The organism is Shewanella putrefaciens (assembly GCF_016406305.1).
GTDB classification, from domain to species: domain Bacteria; phylum Pseudomonadota; class Gammaproteobacteria; order Enterobacterales; family Shewanellaceae; genus Shewanella; species Shewanella putrefaciens_C.
In genome coordinates, this window is record NZ_CP066369.1 from 3,506,755 (window position 1) to 3,523,201 (window position 16,447).

The 16,447-nt window shown below is 45.3% G+C and carries 19 protein-coding genes; 8 read left to right on the top strand and 11 right to left on the bottom strand.

Annotated features, from left to right (window positions below):
- Window positions 1-111: 111 nt before the first annotated feature.
- The 3 genes from JFT56_RS15310 to JFT56_RS15320 form a co-directional block, all read right to left on the bottom strand.
- Window positions 112-588, bottom strand: a complete 477-nt coding sequence (locus tag JFT56_RS15310) for a GNAT family N-acetyltransferase (protein WP_198780880.1) — start codon at window positions 586-588, stop codon at window positions 112-114.
- A 171-nt stretch (window positions 589-759) separates the two neighbouring features.
- Window positions 760-1,494, bottom strand: coding sequence for an LrgB family protein (locus JFT56_RS15315; RefSeq protein WP_198780881.1), 735 nt, complete (start codon window positions 1,492-1,494; stop codon window positions 760-762).
- Window position 1,495: 1 nt separating this feature from the next.
- Window positions 1,496-1,927: a CidA/LrgA family protein gene (locus JFT56_RS15320; RefSeq protein ID WP_198780882.1), complete on the bottom strand. Its 432-nt coding sequence runs from the start codon at window positions 1,925-1,927 to the stop codon at window positions 1,496-1,498.
- Window positions 1,928-2,063: 136 nt separating this feature from the next.
- Between JFT56_RS15320 and JFT56_RS15325 the strand changes: the two genes are divergently transcribed.
- A complete protein-coding gene (locus JFT56_RS15325) occupies window positions 2,064-2,954 on the top strand; it encodes a LysR family transcriptional regulator (protein ID WP_198780883.1) in 891 nt (296 codons plus the stop codon).
- A 167-nt stretch (window positions 2,955-3,121) separates the two neighbouring features.
- On the opposite strand, the gene JFT56_RS15330 is transcribed toward JFT56_RS15325, so the two are convergent.
- A complete protein-coding gene (locus tag JFT56_RS15330; protein ID WP_198780884.1) occupies window positions 3,122-3,946 on the bottom strand; it encodes a hypothetical protein in 825 nt (274 codons plus the stop codon).
- A 422-nt stretch (window positions 3,947-4,368) separates the two neighbouring features.
- Between JFT56_RS15330 and JFT56_RS15335 the strand changes: the two genes are divergently transcribed.
- From JFT56_RS15335 to JFT56_RS15345, 3 genes are read left to right on the top strand one after another with little or no spacing between them, the layout of a single operon-like run.
- Window positions 4,369-5,103, top strand: coding sequence for a basic amino acid ABC transporter substrate-binding protein (locus JFT56_RS15335; protein WP_198780885.1), 735 nt, complete (start codon window positions 4,369-4,371; stop codon window positions 5,101-5,103).
- A gap of 5 nt (window positions 5,104-5,108) precedes the next feature.
- A complete protein-coding gene (locus tag JFT56_RS15340) occupies window positions 5,109-5,789 on the top strand; it encodes an amino acid ABC transporter permease (protein WP_007645665.1) in 681 nt (226 codons plus the stop codon).
- Complete coding sequence (locus tag JFT56_RS15345; RefSeq protein ID WP_198780886.1) at window positions 5,782-6,507, top strand: amino acid ABC transporter ATP-binding protein; 726 nt, start codon at window positions 5,782-5,784, stop codon at window positions 6,505-6,507. Before JFT56_RS15340 ends, JFT56_RS15345 begins: the two co-directional genes overlap by 8 nt.
- A 504-nt stretch (window positions 6,508-7,011) precedes the next feature.
- Here the strand turns inward: JFT56_RS15345 and JFT56_RS15350 are convergent.
- The 4 genes from JFT56_RS15350 to JFT56_RS15365 all read right to left on the bottom strand — a co-directional run bounded on the left by JFT56_RS15350 (window position 7,012) and on the right by JFT56_RS15365 (window position 9,032).
- The gene (locus tag JFT56_RS15350; protein ID WP_198780887.1) at window positions 7,012-7,284 is read right to left on the bottom strand and encodes a hypothetical protein; all 273 of its coding nucleotides are present in this window, start codon (window positions 7,282-7,284) and stop codon (window positions 7,012-7,014) included.
- Between the two features lie 116 nt (window positions 7,285-7,400).
- Window positions 7,401-7,787: a DUF2059 domain-containing protein gene (locus JFT56_RS15355; protein WP_198780888.1), complete on the bottom strand. Its 387-nt coding sequence runs from the start codon at window positions 7,785-7,787 to the stop codon at window positions 7,401-7,403.
- 98 nt (window positions 7,788-7,885) lie between these two features.
- Window positions 7,886-8,263, bottom strand: a complete 378-nt coding sequence (locus JFT56_RS15360; RefSeq protein WP_198780889.1) for a DUF4304 domain-containing protein — start codon at window positions 8,261-8,263, stop codon at window positions 7,886-7,888.
- 472 nt (window positions 8,264-8,735) lie between these two features.
- Window positions 8,736-9,032, bottom strand: a complete 297-nt coding sequence (locus JFT56_RS15365; protein WP_198783659.1) for a hypothetical protein — start codon at window positions 9,030-9,032, stop codon at window positions 8,736-8,738.
- Window positions 9,033-9,600: 568 nt separating this feature from the next.
- On the opposite strand from JFT56_RS15365, the gene nfsB reads away from it, so the two are divergent.
- The 3 genes from nfsB (at window position 9,601) to JFT56_RS15380 (ending at window position 12,313) form a co-directional block, all read left to right on the top strand.
- Window positions 9,601-10,254, top strand: coding sequence for an oxygen-insensitive NAD(P)H nitroreductase (gene nfsB, locus JFT56_RS15370; RefSeq protein WP_198780890.1), 654 nt, complete (start codon window positions 9,601-9,603; stop codon window positions 10,252-10,254).
- 333 nt (window positions 10,255-10,587) lie between these two features.
- Window positions 10,588-11,232, top strand: a complete 645-nt coding sequence (locus JFT56_RS15375) for a DNA-J related domain-containing protein (RefSeq protein WP_198780891.1) — start codon at window positions 10,588-10,590, stop codon at window positions 11,230-11,232.
- Window positions 11,233-11,563: 331 nt separating this feature from the next.
- Entirely contained in the window at window positions 11,564-12,313 is a 750-nt protein-coding gene (locus JFT56_RS15380; RefSeq protein ID WP_198780892.1) for a DsbA family protein, read from the top strand.
- Window positions 12,314-12,403: 90 nt separating this feature from the next.
- On the opposite strand, the gene JFT56_RS15385 is transcribed toward JFT56_RS15380, so the two are convergent.
- The 3 genes from JFT56_RS15385 to hemG form a co-directional block, all read right to left on the bottom strand.
- Window positions 12,404-13,411 carry a DUF4382 domain-containing protein gene (locus tag JFT56_RS15385; protein ID WP_198780893.1) on the bottom strand — a complete coding sequence of 336 codons (1,008 nt, stop codon included), beginning with the start codon at window positions 13,409-13,411 and terminating at the stop codon, window positions 12,404-12,406.
- A gap of 332 nt (window positions 13,412-13,743) precedes the next feature.
- Window positions 13,744-14,280, bottom strand: a complete 537-nt coding sequence (locus JFT56_RS15390) for a cytochrome b/b6 domain-containing protein (RefSeq protein ID WP_198780894.1) — start codon at window positions 14,278-14,280, stop codon at window positions 13,744-13,746.
- 9 nt (window positions 14,281-14,289) lie between these two features.
- Complete coding sequence (gene hemG, locus JFT56_RS15395) at window positions 14,290-14,814, bottom strand: menaquinone-dependent protoporphyrinogen IX dehydrogenase (protein ID WP_198780895.1); 525 nt, start codon at window positions 14,812-14,814, stop codon at window positions 14,290-14,292.
- Window positions 14,815-15,146: 332 nt separating this feature from the next.
- Between hemG and JFT56_RS15400 the strand changes: the two genes are divergently transcribed.
- On the top strand, window positions 15,147-16,355 hold the full coding sequence (locus JFT56_RS15400; RefSeq protein WP_198783601.1) for an MFS transporter: 1,209 nt from the start codon (window positions 15,147-15,149) through the stop codon (window positions 16,353-16,355).
- The last annotated feature ends 92 nt before the right edge of the window (window positions 16,356-16,447 follow it).

Consider the following 16,447-nt stretch of genomic DNA (forward strand, 5'->3'; position numbering starts at 1 on the left):
TACGATAAGACTAGCTTATCTAAATAGATTTCTCAAATAATGTGTTCGCTAATATAAATCCAATCCCCTCGATAAGTGTTTAAGCCATTGGCCAGATAACCTGTTTAAACATCAGCGCAGCACAAACTCGAACAATGGCGCAGCGTCATCCTCCTCTTGAATTAAACCATTCGAATTTACAAATCCGTGGCGTTGCAACACCCGCTGAGATGCGATGTTATGCTTCGCCACATGGGCAAAAAGCGGCCTTGAGGCGACTAAAGGTAAAAAAGCGCTCAAGGTTAACGTCGCCACCCCACGCCCCCAAAATGCGCGGTCAATCCAATAACCAATCAGCGCCTGTCCATCCATATGCCAATGGCCGATATTTCCCACAAGCAGACCATCCACCTCTATCCCCAGTGCCAGCACAGACGCCTGCCCGAGAATATTTTGCTGCCAATGGGCAAAAAAAGCCTCGCGATCCCGCGGGGGAAACTGGGCCAATTGGCAAGCAATCGGATCCCGTTGATGGATAAAGAGTTGTTCAAGGTCGCTTTGCTTGATTGGCCGTAGCGTCACATTCGACACGCTTGTCTGCTTTTCCATCCTAAGTCCCTACTCGATTCAATTTCGTCATCACTCACTACCAACTAAAAAAATGGGCGCATAACCCAAGCAGAGGTTAGCGCCCGAAGAGGTAAAACAAAATCATTAAAGCTGACGAAATTAAATTAAAGTCGAGATGGTTAACGCAAACTCACTAATCACTCACAAAAACTAACTGAAGATCACTGCAAACACCGGAGCGCCTAACACCATAGCAATACCGATAAAAATCATGGTTAAACTGGCGATAACGCCCTCCTGCTGGCCTAACTCGCTGGCTTTGGCGGCGCCAGCCCCATGGGCCGATGCCCCCAGCGCAACACCTTTACCTAGCGAGGTTCGAATATGCATCAGTTTAAATAAAGGTTCACACACTAACATGCCAATAATCCCTGTGATGAGTACCATCATGGCGGTAAGCTCTGGCACCCCACCAAATGCACCCGTCGCCTCCATCGCAAAGGGCGTTGAAACCGAGCGCACTAATAGACTCCTTGAAAGCTCAGCGGGAAGTGGCACCCACTTCACTAACAACCAACTCGAGATCATCCCCAAAAATAGCCCTGCAACTACACCCAGAGTGAGAGTAAGTGGGTACTGACGGATCAACTGGCGTTCGCGGTAAATCGGCAGCGCAAAGGCGATGGTCGCCGGTGCCAACATGGCCATTAACCAATGGGTATATTCAAAATAGGTCGGTAAGGGAATATCTAAGTTAAATACCAATAAAGTGATCACCACAGGGGCGAATACTATCGGGGCTAGCCACCAGACTTTATGGCGTTGATATAAACGTTTAGCGGCAAAATAACTGCATAAGGTCAGCAATAGGCTAAGCAGTGCTAGCCCTGTTTGAGAAAACAATAACGAGGATAAACCCACAGTGCTTAGATCTAGGTTAGACATCCTAAATGGCCTTAGCATGGCGGCGAGCATGCTTCTTAATATTGAGCTGACGTTCGAAACGAAACACTCTGTCTACCACAAATCCGGTCCCCACCATCACACAGACACTGCCCATTATCAGCGTAAAAAGGATATTGACGCCATATTGCTCAAATAGTCCTTCATATTTGATAACGGATATCACAGGCGGAATAAAAAACAGTAATAACTCACCGATAAGCCATGCGGCGCCCAATTGCACAGCACTCTCAGGTATAAGTTTAGAGCCGAGTAAAATCAATAGCATGCCTAAACCAAGCACGCTACCCGGTATGGGTAAATGCGCCCAAATTGCCAGCCAGTGGCAAGCAAAGGACAACAAACAAAACAGACCTATTTGGATAAAGAGCAAAGCCCCATAGCGGCATCGACGTATTGCGGCTGGAAATAACATGACGTTCTCGATTGACTCTCAGTTTCTGTAGCGAACAGTTTCTATAGCGATAGTTTAGGCTTGCCTATTTAATAAAAAAAATGAATATTAAGAATGCAATCCATAAATTTTAAGAATGCATTCAAGGTGAGTAAACATGGATCTTAAAGTGATCCGCTATTTTATCGAAATCGTTGATGCGGGCGGTTTTGGTAAAGCAGGGGAAAAAGTACACCTCACACAGCCCGCCCTCTCCAAAGCCGTGCGGCAATTAGAGGATGAACTGGATCTGACCTTGCTGGAACGGGGCAAACGCGGCACTCAAGTGAAACTTACCCAAGCGGGAGAAGTCGTCTATCGCCACGGTAAAGAGTTGCTCGCGGGAAGACAGCGCATGCTCGCCGAACTCGCGGCGCAGCGCAGCTTAACCGCCGGTGAACTCAATCTCGGATTAGCTCCACTGGGCAGCGCCGAAATTTTTGCCCCGATAATTGCCAAATATCGTCAGCAATACCCGCAAATAGAGATGCACTTGCTCGTTCGTGGCGGCGTTGAGCAAACCATTGCCATTCAAAAGGGGGAAATTGAACTCGCCACAGGGATTATCAACTTCGACGAGGGTTACGATGGCATTCGGGTATTTAACGATCCTATGGTTGTCGTACTACCAAGGGAAAATGCGTTAGCTTCCAGAACTATGCTGTCGATTATCGATCTGAAGGAGCAGCCTCAGGTCATGTTTGAAACCGAGTATACTCTCTACCAATTAGTGCTTAAGGCCTGCCAGCTTGCGGGATTTACTCCCCAAAATATCACCCGTGTCAGCCAAGCCGATTTTGGTATCGCCTTAGTGGCAGCGGGCACGGGAGTGATGATACTGCCGCGCTCAATCGCACGGCGTTATAGTGTCGCCGGAGTCGTTAATATTCCGCTAGCGAGTGACGAACTGCGTTGGGAGTTGTCACTCTTTTGGCGTAGAGATCAAGTGTTATCCTTCGCGGCCAAGGCCATGATTAGCTTGGTCGAGAAACACTTAGCCCATAAATAATGTCCACTTTTGGCGTTGCTCTTCCGCGTAAATTGCAACCTGAGCACCCCAGACTCTGGGGCGCTCATGACTCTGAAGCTTAAAGCTCTGATATTTGAAGCTCTGAAACCCTGAAGCTTTTAATTCAGGGCCCTGAAGCTCCAAATTCGAGGCTCTGGGACTCAGTTCTACCAAGGCACAACCAGGCTAAAACGCACTAAGGTATCGTTATCCCAAGGTAAAATAGGCAGATAATCGGGTGAATTCACATCGACCTTGGCGTAGTGGTCAAGATTGTATTGAGTGTGTTCAATGTCCAATACCCACTGGCTATGCTCAGCCCAGAAATTGGTTTGGTAGGTCAGGTCAAATCGATATTGGTCCTCAAGCCATGCGTCACCATCATGCCAAGTTTGCGCCGCAATGTTCATATGTAACTTAGGCGTGATATCCAAACCAAAACTACCCATCGCAGTGTAGGCCAGCCCATCATTGCCAAAATCGCCCCTGTCATAACCTCGGGTCCTTGGCACGTCGTCGTCAATCTCTAGGAAGTAATATCCGGCGCCCGCCTTTAGCTGGGCCAGCATTCGCTGACCTTGGTAATTGGCAGTCAATGCTGGAAATAACTTAATTTGTTTTTCGACCGAGCTAACCGTATTACGTTTGCCCTGTAAGTCCACCTGCCACCCTAGGAAAAAAGCGGGATTAACACGATAAAGTTCACCTATCGCGGCATAATCAGACTTAAACCAGACGGGAATATGGTCAGGGTCTAAATCGTCCACATCCACATCGAGGTAAACGTCGAGCAAAGCGGAAAGCTGAATATCCGACGCAGTTTGGTGCGCGATATACAGACTCATATTCGCACCAAAGGTATGGGAGTTTTCCTCATCCACCACAAAATCGTGAATACCTAAGCTGTAATGCCATTGAGTTTGTTCTTCAGCACTCACCGACGTTGATAAATTTAATAAAAAAGCAAGCGGCACTAAACTAAGATATCTCACATTCTGCTCCAATAGTTGCTATTTAATCCTGCATAAAGATTAGCCTAATTTATGCGAAAAATAACCATAACCCCTTAAAAGGTGTGATTAAAATGCCAATAAAATAATTAATTTGGCCAAGCATTTATCGTAAATGGCGCACAAAATTACATTTTTATTCATTGAATAACTAGAAACTGATTTAAATTATCGCAGCATAAAACTGAAATTTATCGCCCAAATCCACCAACACACAACAAGCTAACCATTTAAAAACAATTCAATAGCAAATAAAGCCATAGCAAAAAATGGTTTAAAAACCATCAGTAAAATCTAAACGTCAAAATGAATTTGTAATCATTTTTAAAGCATAAATATTGACACCATCCGTTCATCTACCTATAGTCGCCGTCAGCACAATTAAATTGATAAGAGAGCCAAAAATGAAAAAATCCATGTTATTAGGCGGCCTCACCTTGACTGCCACCTTGTTGTTAGCTGGATGTGGAAAAAGCGATGAGGTATTAGTGGTGGGCACTAACGCCGCCTTCCCTCCCTTCGAATATGTTGGTGGCCAAAGTGGCGATGAAATCAAAGGCTTTGATATCGATCTGGCAAAGCAAATCGCTAAAGATGCGGGCAAAACGCTCAAAATCGAAAACATGAAATTCGACTCGCTTATCGTTGCGCTCAATTCCGGCAAAATTGACTTTATCGCCTCGGGCATGACTATCACCCCAGAACGCCAAGCCAGCGTTAACTTTTCAGAGCCTTACTACGAGGCGACCCAGGTGATACTCGTTAACAAAAATAACGATACTATTCATAATCTTGATGATATTAAGGGTAAGCACTTTGCAGTGCAGCTCGGCTCAACCGCCGATATGATGGCAAAAAAATATACCGAGCAAGTCACCGCCTTTAACACGGGGTTTGAAGCCATTATGGAGCTTAAGAATGCCAAGGTGGATTTAGTGCTATTCGACAGCGAACCCGCCGCTAACTATCTGGCTAAAAATCCTGAATTAAAGATGATTAAACTGGATTTTCCCGCTGAGTTTTATGGTTTTGCCGTATCGAAACAACAGCCTGAACTGCTGGCGAGCATCAACAAAACACTGGCTAACATGAAGGCCGACGGCCAATATCAGACGCTCGTTTCTGCCCATATCAAGTGATCCCTATGATAGATGCAATCAATACCTCGCTATTTAGCCCAATAGGCGACGATGGCATGATAGGCATACTGCTGATTTTAAATGGTTTGAAGGTCACGTTAATCGTCACTTTCTTCGCCATGTTATTAGGTGCAGTACTGGGCGTTGGCACCACGCTGATGAAAATGTCATCTAAGTGGTATATCCGCTTCCCAGCCAACCTTTATGTCGGCGTGATCCGCGGCACACCTGTGGTTGTGCAGTTAGTGATCCTTTACTTCATCGTATTATCGGCCCTCGATGTGGATAAGATCACCGCCGCCATTATCGCCTTTGGTCTCAATAGCGGCGCCTATATTTCGGAGATCATCCGCGCGGGGATTCAAGCCGTCGACAAAGGGCAAACCGAAGCGGCGCGTTCACTTGGCTTGTCCCAAGCAATGACCATGAAGTCGATTATTCTGCCCCAAGCGATTAAGAATATTCTGCCCGCACTGGGTAATGAATTTATTGTGCTACTCAAGGAAACGGCGGTCATTGGCTTTATCGGCGGCGTCGATTTAATGCGCGCCGGTGAGATCATCCGTAGCCGCACCTTCGAGGACAGCGTACCTTTATTTACCTGCGCCCTTATCTATCTGTTCCTGACGTACAGCTTCACGTTCATGCTGTCGAAATTCGAAAAGAGGTTGAAACAAAGTGATTAAGATTACCAACCTACATAAAAATTTCGGTGATAACTATGTGCTTAAAGGCATAAACGAGCATATTCGCCAGGGCGAAGTGGTCAGTGTTATTGGCCCTAGCGGCAGCGGCAAGAGTACCTTTTTGCGTTGCATCAACCTGCTTGAGCAACCGAGCCAAGGGGATATTGTAATCGAAGGCCAGTCGATAACAGCCAAAGATGCCTGTGTCGATAAACTGCGGCAGAAAGTGGGCATGGTATTTCAAAACTTTAACCTGTTCCCCCATAAAACAGTCCTGCAAAACATCACCTTAGCTCCCATCAGCCTAAAACTGATGACACAGTCTCAGGCGGAGGAAAAAGCCTTGGCACTACTGGCACAGGTTGGTTTAAGTGACAAAGCTAATGCCTATCCTGCCAGCTTATCGGGCGGCCAAAAGCAAAGGGTCGCCATTGCCCGCGCACTGGCGATGGAACCAGACTTGATGCTGTTCGATGAGCCAACATCGGCACTCGATCCTGAAATGGTCGGCGATGTGCTAGATGTAATGAAAGACCTAGCGCTAAAGGGCATGACTATGGTGATTGTCACCCATGAAATGGGGTTTGCACGGGATGTGTCCGATCGAGTGATCTTTATGGATGGCGGCTATGTGGTCGAATCTAGCCCACCCGATGAGTTATTTACCCACCCCAAAGAAGCCCGCACCCAAGCGTTTTTAAGCAAGGTATTGCGCTAGCTTAAGCGGATTCAGTTCAATCCATTATTCGAGGCAGGGGCGGATTGCCATCTTGCATAACTCTCTGGCTTGCCTTTTTAGCACTAGCGTAACCTGTAGATTTAAAAGAGATACGTAACCCACTTTTAGACAGAAGCACGTAAAAAATAGAAGGTTAGTACGACTAAATGACTTGTTACTTGGTAACTTAAATGCTGGCTCCTACGGATGGGCGAGCCATGGCATTCGCTCATCGACTCGCAGCCAGTCCATCCGTGGATGCTCGACCGCCCCGTCCATGGGGCGGACGGTCGTCTCGCAAATCACCCTAGCTCACCGTTTTGGCATTAGCGTAACCTGTAGATTTAAAAGCCTTATGCAGCACGCTTTTGGGACAAAAGCGTCATAGACCCTTTGCTCTAACTCGTCAGTTTCGGATTAAAATTTCTATGGGTTTAACGCCGCAAACAGCGGCCGAGCATAGGGAGGTCCAGCGCAAGAAGTGCGCGATGCTGCTTGGCCTTGTTATGCATTTAGGCGGCACTTAAATGCAAACGTGTACTCAGCAAGTTCAATTGACTCCCAATCTTCGGATTCGTGAATTGGCATTTCAAGGTTCGATTTCAACTTCTGCACACCGTTATCAAATACTCTGAGTTCTATTTTGGCAATGTCATCGACCAAATGATGGTAAAGTGAAATGATTTCGCTCTCATCTACGGCTTCTTCCGCGGTGACTCGGATAGCACCTTTTTCGAGAAGCTTGTCACCCAGGAAGAGCCCTATTTCAATAAGCACATATTTCTCCTAGATGCATAACGCACAAATAACTGGCTAATAATGCTTGGCTATACTAGTGAGCGCAGCGAACCAAGCTTTATTAGTCCGAGCGTTAATTTTCTTGTTAGCAGTATTTACTTGATGCTATTAGCTATTTTGTTTATTTCAGCAGACATCTCTTGCTGTATTACTGGCCTCAGTTTTAAGAACTTGGCGTAAGCTGGGTGGTCTAATATTTCTGAAATTTGCACAAGTTCGTCTGCGGTGAAATGCTTAATGTATATACCTTGGATCTTATCGATAAATTCATCTGAACTAAAAAGTATTAATAATTTGGTAGCATATTCACTTGATTCTTTCACTGTATAACCGCCAGAAGTAAACACTTTGGTTAGAGATTCCTGTGTATAAGAGGAAGAAGACTTTTCAAATATGCTTTTGGCAGCCAACTTTGCTTGCTCGGAATCAACAGCAACAGAGCTTTGAGAAATGATTAATAAAAGGAATATGAACTTACGCATGTGAATTGACCTCCTTGTACTGCTAACGCTGCCAGCACGCGCGGCTTTATAGTGGAGGCGAAGCCGCAACGGAAAAGCCGTCGCCGTGCCTAGCCTTGTTATGTGGCTGCTGCATTTCGAAGCTCCTTGACTACCAGCCCATTCTTGGAGTCTGCTTCTGCTAAGACCGCAGCATCCTGTAGCGACGCTCTTGCCTCGAACCATTCAACCGCAGCGACGACCACTGCCGATGCCTCTGCTACCGGAATACGAATCCGAACATGACACTTATTCTCCGTGGGGGATGCTTCGTCGCCATAAGCGCGGAAATAGACCCCCAAATTTATGTAGAAAGTACCTCTATCCCATTGGGATTTTTGAATATTGAAGACAGCAATGCTCTCACCATAGTCTTTTCGCCAGGTGAAGTTGCTCTTCTTGAAGCCATTCTGCTTCAACAGCGGGCCTATATCCTGAATGTACAACTCAGCGTCCATCTCTCTTCACATAACGTCTTAGTATTTATGCGCTGCGCTGTTTGCAGGGCATAAATCGCTTGTTGGACTTGGCCGCTGCCACATCCGTGTAAATGGGTATGAATAATGCTATAGGAATTTGCTTTTTTGCGGTAGCGATTTTTTATACAGTTTGATGGGTAATCACTTGATATCGTTTTAGCTTTCTCATTCTTTTACGCTCACTTTCGACTGATTGTTGACCTTGGTTGACAGCATTTTGGCCCCAGATTCAGGCTGACACTCACACCCTATCCTCTCACTGGCTTAACCCATAAGACTGGCTGCTTTTCGCTATCGGTCATTACGCTACGTCTTGAGGGCGTGGTTATCCTGACATACGTACTGGCTGGCTGGCTTTTGAAATATCGGACGGGCATGACTTCTAGGTTTAAAGTAACCTCATCACATTAGCTTTTCTATAGCCACGGCTTTATTCGCCCTACTTGAATTTTTAACTTTGAAACACACTTTGGGGCAATAGCTTTTTAGCTAAACGAACAGCAGAAGTGTTAGTTAAGATTGGCATTGTTGCAACTGTGACCGTTGGCGGCATGGATGCCGTCGTCGAGCCCTCAGGGACGAGTTTATGGCGAGTCACAGGGGAAACAATGACAATGAATGCTGCACAACTGACAACAAAGTTATCTTGCTTTGGGGCAATAGCTTTTAGCTGAACGAACTGCCAGAGGGGTCGTGAAGATTGGCATTGTTGTACCAGTAACCGTTGGCGGCATGGCCGCTCTTTCACATCTGACCCATAGGGATATGGGAAATGTCACTATGATGTCGGGTACATCATTGACCATGTGATCGCAACATTCGATTCTTGTAATCAAAAGCCATATACAGCAGATGTTGCCGTCGAGCCTATATGGACACTTCTTGTGAAATAAATAGGCGGCGTGTCACTGGGGAAGCAATGCCAATTAATGCGTAATGCACGTGACTCAAGTGTCTTGCTTTGGTGCAAAACAGTGACAATAAATTCAGGATTGCTAAAGGTTCCTTTACCTCGGCTTTAGAGGGTTAATAGCCATTCAACTAAGACAGCTAAAGCTTTGCCCAAATCTTTACTGTCAGCACCTGTTGGTGCTATTTCTCTGCAACTTTGGTAGTGCTACAACGGTAAATACAACGATTCCCTATCCAAAATCTCAATTAAACGACTTGGCGTTTACTCCTTTTTAGCGTTGCATGGCATACAGTTTCAAAAATTTTTTGAAACTAATACCTGTCTTGATCACATTGTTTTTTACTTAAACCTGCTTAAAATGCTGCCATTGAATTTGTATTCCTCGATGATATGGAGCCGTTACATGAGTGATTTAAGTTTTCTCGCGAAAAAGCGTTACACCACTAAGGCGTTTGATCCTACTAAGACAATTCCTGCGGATAAAATAGAAGAAATCAAAACCTTATTGCAGTTCAGCCCATCATCGACTAACTCGCAGCCTTGGCACTTTGTGCTGGCCAGTACCGCCGAAGGCAAAGCTTTAGTGGCGCAGGCGACCGAGAACTTCGCATTTAATACCCAAAAAATCCTCAATGCTTCCCATGTGGTCGTACTCTGCACTCGCACCCAATTGGATGAAACACACTTACTGCAAGTGCTAGAGCAAGAAGCAAAGGATGGTCGTTTTGCCAATGAAGAAGCCAAACAAGGCCAACATAATGGCCGCTCCTTCTTTGCCAATATGCACAAATATGAGCTGAAAGATGTGCAACATTGGATGGAAAAGCAGGTCTACTTAGCGCTCGGCACCCTAATGCTAGGCGCGAGCGTGTTAGATATCGATGCCTGCCCGATTGAAGGCTTCGATGCCACTAAACTGAATCAAGTTTTAGGTCTACGGGAAAAGGGCCTATGTGCTTCCGTCGTCGTTGCCCTCGGCTATCGCTCGGAAGAAGATTTCAACGCTCTGTTGCCTAAGTCTCGTTTAGCACAGGAAGTGATCTTCACCGAAATCTAAATCGACCTACAAATCTGCCTACAATACAAATAGAATGCCCTTTATTTAACTGTGTTTAAATCGGGGCATTTTGTTTTTTGCATAAAAATGCCGCGTCACTCGCTCCAAATCATGCCTAAAACCAACAAAAAGATGGAGTGACTCGCGAATCGATTGCTCTAAAATCCATCTTTGCCTACACTTTTGCTCTATGGCATAGTCTATTTTCACTGCGGTTTTATGGACGAATGTAGGGCTGTAAAACCCACGGCTAGCCACAACAATTTGTTCGATAAGATAAAGCCTATTTTTTACTACTTAAGCTTTGCAAACCAATAGGATGGGACAGTCAGTATGCTATTCGCTAACTCCTCACTCACAGCTCAGGCCCAATCGGAGCAGTTATCAACCACTAAAGGTGACAACCCTCTCATTTGGCCCCTTCTGTCGGTATTGCAAGCCTCAAACCACAGTTGGAAAATCCATCATCTTGCGACAGAATTACAAAGCAAAGGGCTTATTCACCCCCTCGATGACAATCCGGGTAACGATCTTTTTAAGCGCAATTTCCTGCTGATGAATGCCCTGTTCGAATTACAAGACATACTGCTGCCTAAGCAATGGCTGCAAGTCAAAGCCATGGAAATCCAAATATTTCGCTTAGTCCCATCCAATGTTAACCTGTTGATCATGCAAGATTCTGCCCTGAGGGATTACTACCTTGACTGGAATAATTACGATGCCAGCGAAAATGTAGTTAGAGAGTTATTGGAAGCCTTCTGGAGCAGTTATAAGAGTTATATTGGCCTCAATGTGAACTTAATGAACAAGGGTCATGCCCTCAGAGTCTTTGAGTTAGATGAGAGTGCAAGTGCGCGGGATATTCGCAAACAATGGCGCCGTTTAGCCCTAAAATGGCATCCCGATCGGCCAGACGGTGATGCCACGCGGTTCCGCGAAGTCTGTGAGGCTTGGCAATCCTTAAGGGACATTGCTTAAAACGCATTGCTTAAAAGATATTGCTTAAGGCCGTATCGCTAATTCATTGCCGCTAACTCATTGCTGCTAAATCATCCAGCAAGAAATGTGATCCCCTTTGCAGTACTGTAAATCTCAGGGGAAATAGCTCTTGGGATCACAGATTTAGTCCAATATCTCCTCGGCAATTCAGCGATAATTAAGCCTTTCAATTTACTCTGGACCCCTTTGTGAACACTGGCATCTTGGCAAGCGTCACTTCAAGAAGAAACATTCCCTGTTTGTCTAGCGCCTACTTTGCCGAGCCGTTAACAGATGATCTAAATTCAATCTAACCGACTTTGAGGAACATATGATCAAACCATTAGCCTTGGCTGTAGCCTTAATTGTCACACCGTTAAGTGCGTTTGCCGCCAACTTTGTCGAAGGCACCCATTACACCCAAGTGTCCGATAAGGCCCCGAGCAGCGAGCCCAAACTCACTGAGTTTTACTCGTTTTACTGCCATAACTGCTTCAATATGGAAACAAATTATCTGCCTGATATTAAAGCTAATTTAAATAAGCAGATTAGTTTTGATAGCAAGCATGTCGATTTTATGAATAGCGCAATCGGCACAGAGGTGATGCGCTCGCTCGCGGTCATTCAAACCGTTGAGAATAAAGAGGCGATTACCCATGCCATGTTCACCGCTATCCAAGGTGAAGCAGGCGCAAATGGCCATGATCACAGCGCACCAGGTCACCAACATGAGCCGCAAATCAACAGCCGCGATGATATTAAAAAAGTCTTCGCCCAATTCGGCATAGATGCTGCCAAGTATGATGAACTGGCCGATAGCAAAGACACAGATAAAAAACTAGCCCTGTGGCGCGCACAGCAGGAACAGTTCCGAGTTGAAAGCGTTCCCACTTTTATTGTGAATGATAAATACGCGGTTAACTTAAGTAACATCAAAACCTTAGATGAGTTAATCGGCTTAGTGAATTATCTTGCTATCGAAAAAGATGCCAAAGCGCCTGCAAGCTCTGGTGGCAGTTTAGGCTGGTTGTTCCTCGTCTTTGCTGCAGTGATAGGCCTAGGTCGTCAACAGCGTCTTTAAATATTGATGTCATAAAAAAACCAGCATCGCTGCTGGTTTTTTTATGATTAAGCTCATCCACACTGGAATAAACCCACAAGGCTAGCTTGCCTAGGGGAAATTACGCTCAGTGACCGATTTTGCCGTAACGGTAATGCCCTGCTCATCGGCATGAATGAAAAACGGTGCGTCCACATCGTCCGCATTATTGCTCACATCGGGATCATCATTTTGCGCCAAACAAGTGTAGCCTAGGCTGTAATCCCCAGTAACCACAAAACCAAACTCGTAGCCATGCCCAATCACTTGCCCGTTAGTATCCGTAATATCATTAACCCTTGCGGCGGCAATGGGAGCGATTTCAGTGGCAGTATCGGCCTCGGCACGAAAATCCTTCATCTGCTCTAACCCAGTATTAGCCGGATATAAGTAAACCGTAGGAGCAAATTCTGAACCACCAGCAGCCACTTCACATCCTTCCATGACGGTAGCACCCACAGTCCCTTTAATCGCTCCGACTTCGGATTGATTAAACAACTGAACTGAAGTTGGCTTCAAGGTCCAATAGTCCTTATTCCCATGTGGTCCCTGCAATCCTTTATTTAAATCAAATTCGGCGACAAAGTTATTAACTCCCGCTGCGATAGTGAATTTTTGATTAAAAAACAGTCTTCCCGTATCGCTATCTTCCGCACCAACGCCACCACAGGAGCCATTACTGTTGGTTACTAACCCATGTGTGGCATCGTCCATAGTCTGCACAAATGAACTCTCCGCATTCGCCACTGTGCTGTTTTTCATATAGAGACACATTTGGTATTCGCCAACGGGGATGGATTGGCCACTGACTAAGGTTTCGACTGCGCTGCCTTGAAATTCAAGCAAATCAACAAATTTGAGTTCACCATTGGGCATAACATTAAATGAATGGCTGCCAGCCTCATTTTTTAAAACCACTTGTTTAAATGCAATAGTGACTGATTTAGCATCGGCGGGATTGTCGGAGACGCCTAGACTAAAGGTCCCCATCTGGGGGGCGGGATCATCAGAATCTGAGCCACCACAACCAAACAATAAACCAGTTAAAACAACAGCAAGAGCACTTTTTTGAATGTTCATAGGATACCTCCATTTAGGATTTCAAAAATAATTCTCAACGCTTCTATAGAGTTAAACTCATTTCTGCCGGCCAAAAGACCCAGATCTTTAGTCAAAAATCCTGAAGAGGCAGAGAGAGCTAAACTTAGGGACGTAGATAGAATTAAGTCTAAGAGTGAATGTATATCTTGTCGATGAACATGGGCTGAACGTTTAACCCCGCTCAGCGACAGGCAAGGCATAAATGCTAGGCCACAAACCGACATAAAGGTTCCGAATCATAATGTCCCACAGTGAGCGAGACGCCATATCGGTGTGACCAGCAAAATGCTAAAAATAAATAATCTTAGGATCTATTGACGAATAAATTCAATGATATGAGTTGCAGCCAACACGAGATGAATAATTAAAAAGGCGATAAAGGCTTGGGCAAAAATCTGATGATAAGCGCGCCACTCCATTGCCGTAGCGGTATCTTGGTAGGCAAACCATGCAACACCCGTCAGCCCAGTTGCAACGAGTAATAGCATTCCAATGCCCTCCACTGTGCTAAATAGCCCCTTGCCCCCCGCCACGGGGAGCTTACCGCGTGTTATCCCAACAATATCTTGCTTAAGCTGTGCCCAATCACCCACCAGCCAGCCAAAATACAAGTGCCACTTACCCTGCAAGGTATTGCGAACCAGAAATAACCCACCGAGGACGGCACAAAAAAGCCCTAGGTAAACATGGAGATAATCCCAAATACTGGCGTGACTTCTCAGGCTTCTGCCAATAAAAATCCATGGGCTAGTGCCCACTAAGAAAGTGCAGCAAAGCACAATCCACACATGCAGATGCGCAATAAAAATAGCCAACACTTGCTTGAGCTTAGCGACCAGACTCGGCATTAGATCTCCTTATTCGGCTTGGTGAATTTGCTCGGCAAACTCGGCCACTTTCTGCCAATCCGTATATTCAACATTGGTTACAGGGTCCGTTGGACCTTTAGTTAACCACATAATAAAACGAATAATATTTCTATCTAGGGCGTTATAACCTTGGTAGTTTAAGTTCCCCCCAAAGACCTGTAACAACTTAGGTCGCCAAGTGGTTTTACTTAAAAATGCCTGCATATAAGGGTTTGTTTCCGGCGTATTTTTCTCCGATTTACGGGCGACTAAACTCACGGAGAAAAATCCGCCCATTTTTTGGGTTAACAGAGACTGATGTTTCTGAATAAATTCATATAAAACAGAGCTATGCTTACCATGGCGAATACTGGCACCTATGATAATTTTATCGAAGGATTCCATGGCTGGCACCGCCTTAATATCGGCAATAACAACCGAATTGCCTAAGTCTTTAAGCTGCTGCGCCAGCTGATTAGTGATTTTACGGGTCTGGCCGTGGACACTAGAGAAAATGATCAGAATTTTTTTCACTTTAGTCTCGATTTATCTCAATAAAATAAGAAAAAGCGGCCCGAAAGATAATAGGAGGAGGCGGCTTAGATTTATCTCGCAACAGGCAAACTCCCTATTACGCTATTGCATACTAGGTGATTTACTCAGTCATTTACATGAAATAGATCACGAGCTTAGCGCCAACTAGCCAAGGGATATGCTGGAGTTATAGCTTGCTCACAAAAATAGATATTAAAAATGCTGGGACTCAAACTGTTACATATTCGGCATATATCAGTATGGCCTGTTATGGCTAATGAATGAAAAAAGCATTAGCATTTGAACACTTATCGCCTGAGTACCCTAATCCTATGCAAAACTCTCCAACTAAAGATCCCAAAACATTATTGCTGTGGATGACCTTCGTCATGTCATTAGTGTTCGCGGTGTGGCAAGCCCTACTCAATAATTTTGTGATTGAAAAAGCCCAATTTACCGGTGCTGAAATCGGCATGTTACAAAGCCTAAGGGAAATCCCCGGCTTTCTCGCCTTTACCGCTATCTTTGTGCTACTACTGATCCGCGAGCAAGCCTTCGCCCTGCTGTCACTGGCACTGTTATGTATTGGTGTGGCCATAACTGGCTTTTTCCCGCAGGTGATGGGGCTATATATCACCACGGTATTGATGTCGGTTGGATTTCACTATTTTGAAACCATAAATCAATCCCTCACGCTCCAATGGGTCGATAAAAAAGATGCCGCAGGATTTATGGGTAAAGCACTGGCTTGGCGCTCGGCGGCGGCCCTTGTAGGCTACGCGAGTATCTGGCTGGTAATGACCTGGCTTAAGTTAGACTACTGGCATATGTATCTGATTATTGGGATCTTAGGTCTCATTATGGTGCTGAGTATGGGCCTCTACTATCCAGAGTTTGAAACCAAAGAGGTTCAACATAAAAAGATTATTCTGCGTAAACGCTACTGGCTGTATTACCTGCTAACTTTCTTTTCCGGGGCTAGGAGGCAGATTTTTATGGTCTTCGCGGGCTTTATGATGGTCGAAAAATTCGGCTATAGCGTCAGTGAGATCACGGCCTTATTTTTAATAAACTATGTAGTGAATTTACTCTTTGCCCCCGCTATCGGTCGTATTATTGGCCGCATTGGCGAACGTAATGCACTTGCTGTGGAGTATGTAGGGCTCTTTTTCGTCTTCGTCAGTTACGCATTAGTCGAGCAAGCCCATATGGCTGCCGCGCTTTATGTTATCGATCATTTGTTATTTGCGATGGCGATTGCCATGAAGACTTATTTCCAAAAAATCGCCGACAGCAAAGACATTGCAGCGACTATGTCAGTCAGTTTTACCATTAACCATATCGCCGCTGTCATCATTCCCGTACTCCTAGGCTTATTATGGTTAACGGACCCTGCCCTCGTCTTTTATATAGGTGCGGGTTTTGCCGTATGTTCCTTTATTTTAGCGCTCAATGTTCCGCGCCATCCTGAACCCGGTAATGAAACCTTATGGTCTTGGTCAGGCAAAAATGCGAAAACCATCGCCAATATTGTCAAATAAAGCGGCATAATCATTGGATAGGGAATAAGCTAAAGGCGTAATCTAAGGTATGAGAACGCCATGCCCTCCACCATAATGCAGGTTCAAGGATT

Bases quoted from the DNA above. Each gene is read 5' to 3' on its own strand.
- JFT56_RS15310 (WP_198780880.1), bottom strand. From the start codon at position 588: ATGGAAAAGCAGACAAGCGTGTCGAATGTGACGCTACGGCCAATCAAG.
- JFT56_RS15315 (WP_198780881.1), bottom strand. From the start codon at position 1,494: ATGTCTAACCTAGATCTAAGCACTGTGGGTTTATCCTCGTTATTGTTT.
- JFT56_RS15320 (WP_198780882.1), bottom strand. From the start codon at position 1,927: ATGTTATTTCCAGCCGCAATACGTCGATGCCGCTATGGGGCTTTGCTC.
- JFT56_RS15325 (WP_198780883.1), top strand. From the start codon at position 2,064: ATGGATCTTAAAGTGATCCGCTATTTTATCGAAATCGTTGATGCGGGC.
- JFT56_RS15335 (WP_198780885.1), top strand. From the start codon at position 4,369: ATGAAAAAATCCATGTTATTAGGCGGCCTCACCTTGACTGCCACCTTG.
- JFT56_RS15340 (WP_007645665.1), top strand. From the start codon at position 5,109: ATGATAGATGCAATCAATACCTCGCTATTTAGCCCAATAGGCGACGAT.
- JFT56_RS15355 (WP_198780888.1), bottom strand. From the start codon at position 7,787: ATGCGTAAGTTCATATTCCTTTTATTAATCATTTCTCAAAGCTCTGTT.
- JFT56_RS15360 (WP_198780889.1), bottom strand. From the start codon at position 8,263: ATGGACGCTGAGTTGTACATTCAGGATATAGGCCCGCTGTTGAAGCAG.
- nfsB (WP_198780890.1), top strand. From the start codon at position 9,601: ATGAGTGATTTAAGTTTTCTCGCGAAAAAGCGTTACACCACTAAGGCG.
- JFT56_RS15375 (WP_198780891.1), top strand. From the start codon at position 10,588: ATGCTATTCGCTAACTCCTCACTCACAGCTCAGGCCCAATCGGAGCAG.
- JFT56_RS15380 (WP_198780892.1), top strand. From the start codon at position 11,564: ATGATCAAACCATTAGCCTTGGCTGTAGCCTTAATTGTCACACCGTTA.
- JFT56_RS15385 (WP_198780893.1), bottom strand. From the start codon at position 13,411: ATGAACATTCAAAAAAGTGCTCTTGCTGTTGTTTTAACTGGTTTATTG.
- JFT56_RS15390 (WP_198780894.1), bottom strand. From the start codon at position 14,280: ATGCCGAGTCTGGTCGCTAAGCTCAAGCAAGTGTTGGCTATTTTTATT.
- JFT56_RS15400 (WP_198783601.1), top strand. From the start codon at position 15,147: ATGCAAAACTCTCCAACTAAAGATCCCAAAACATTATTGCTGTGGATG.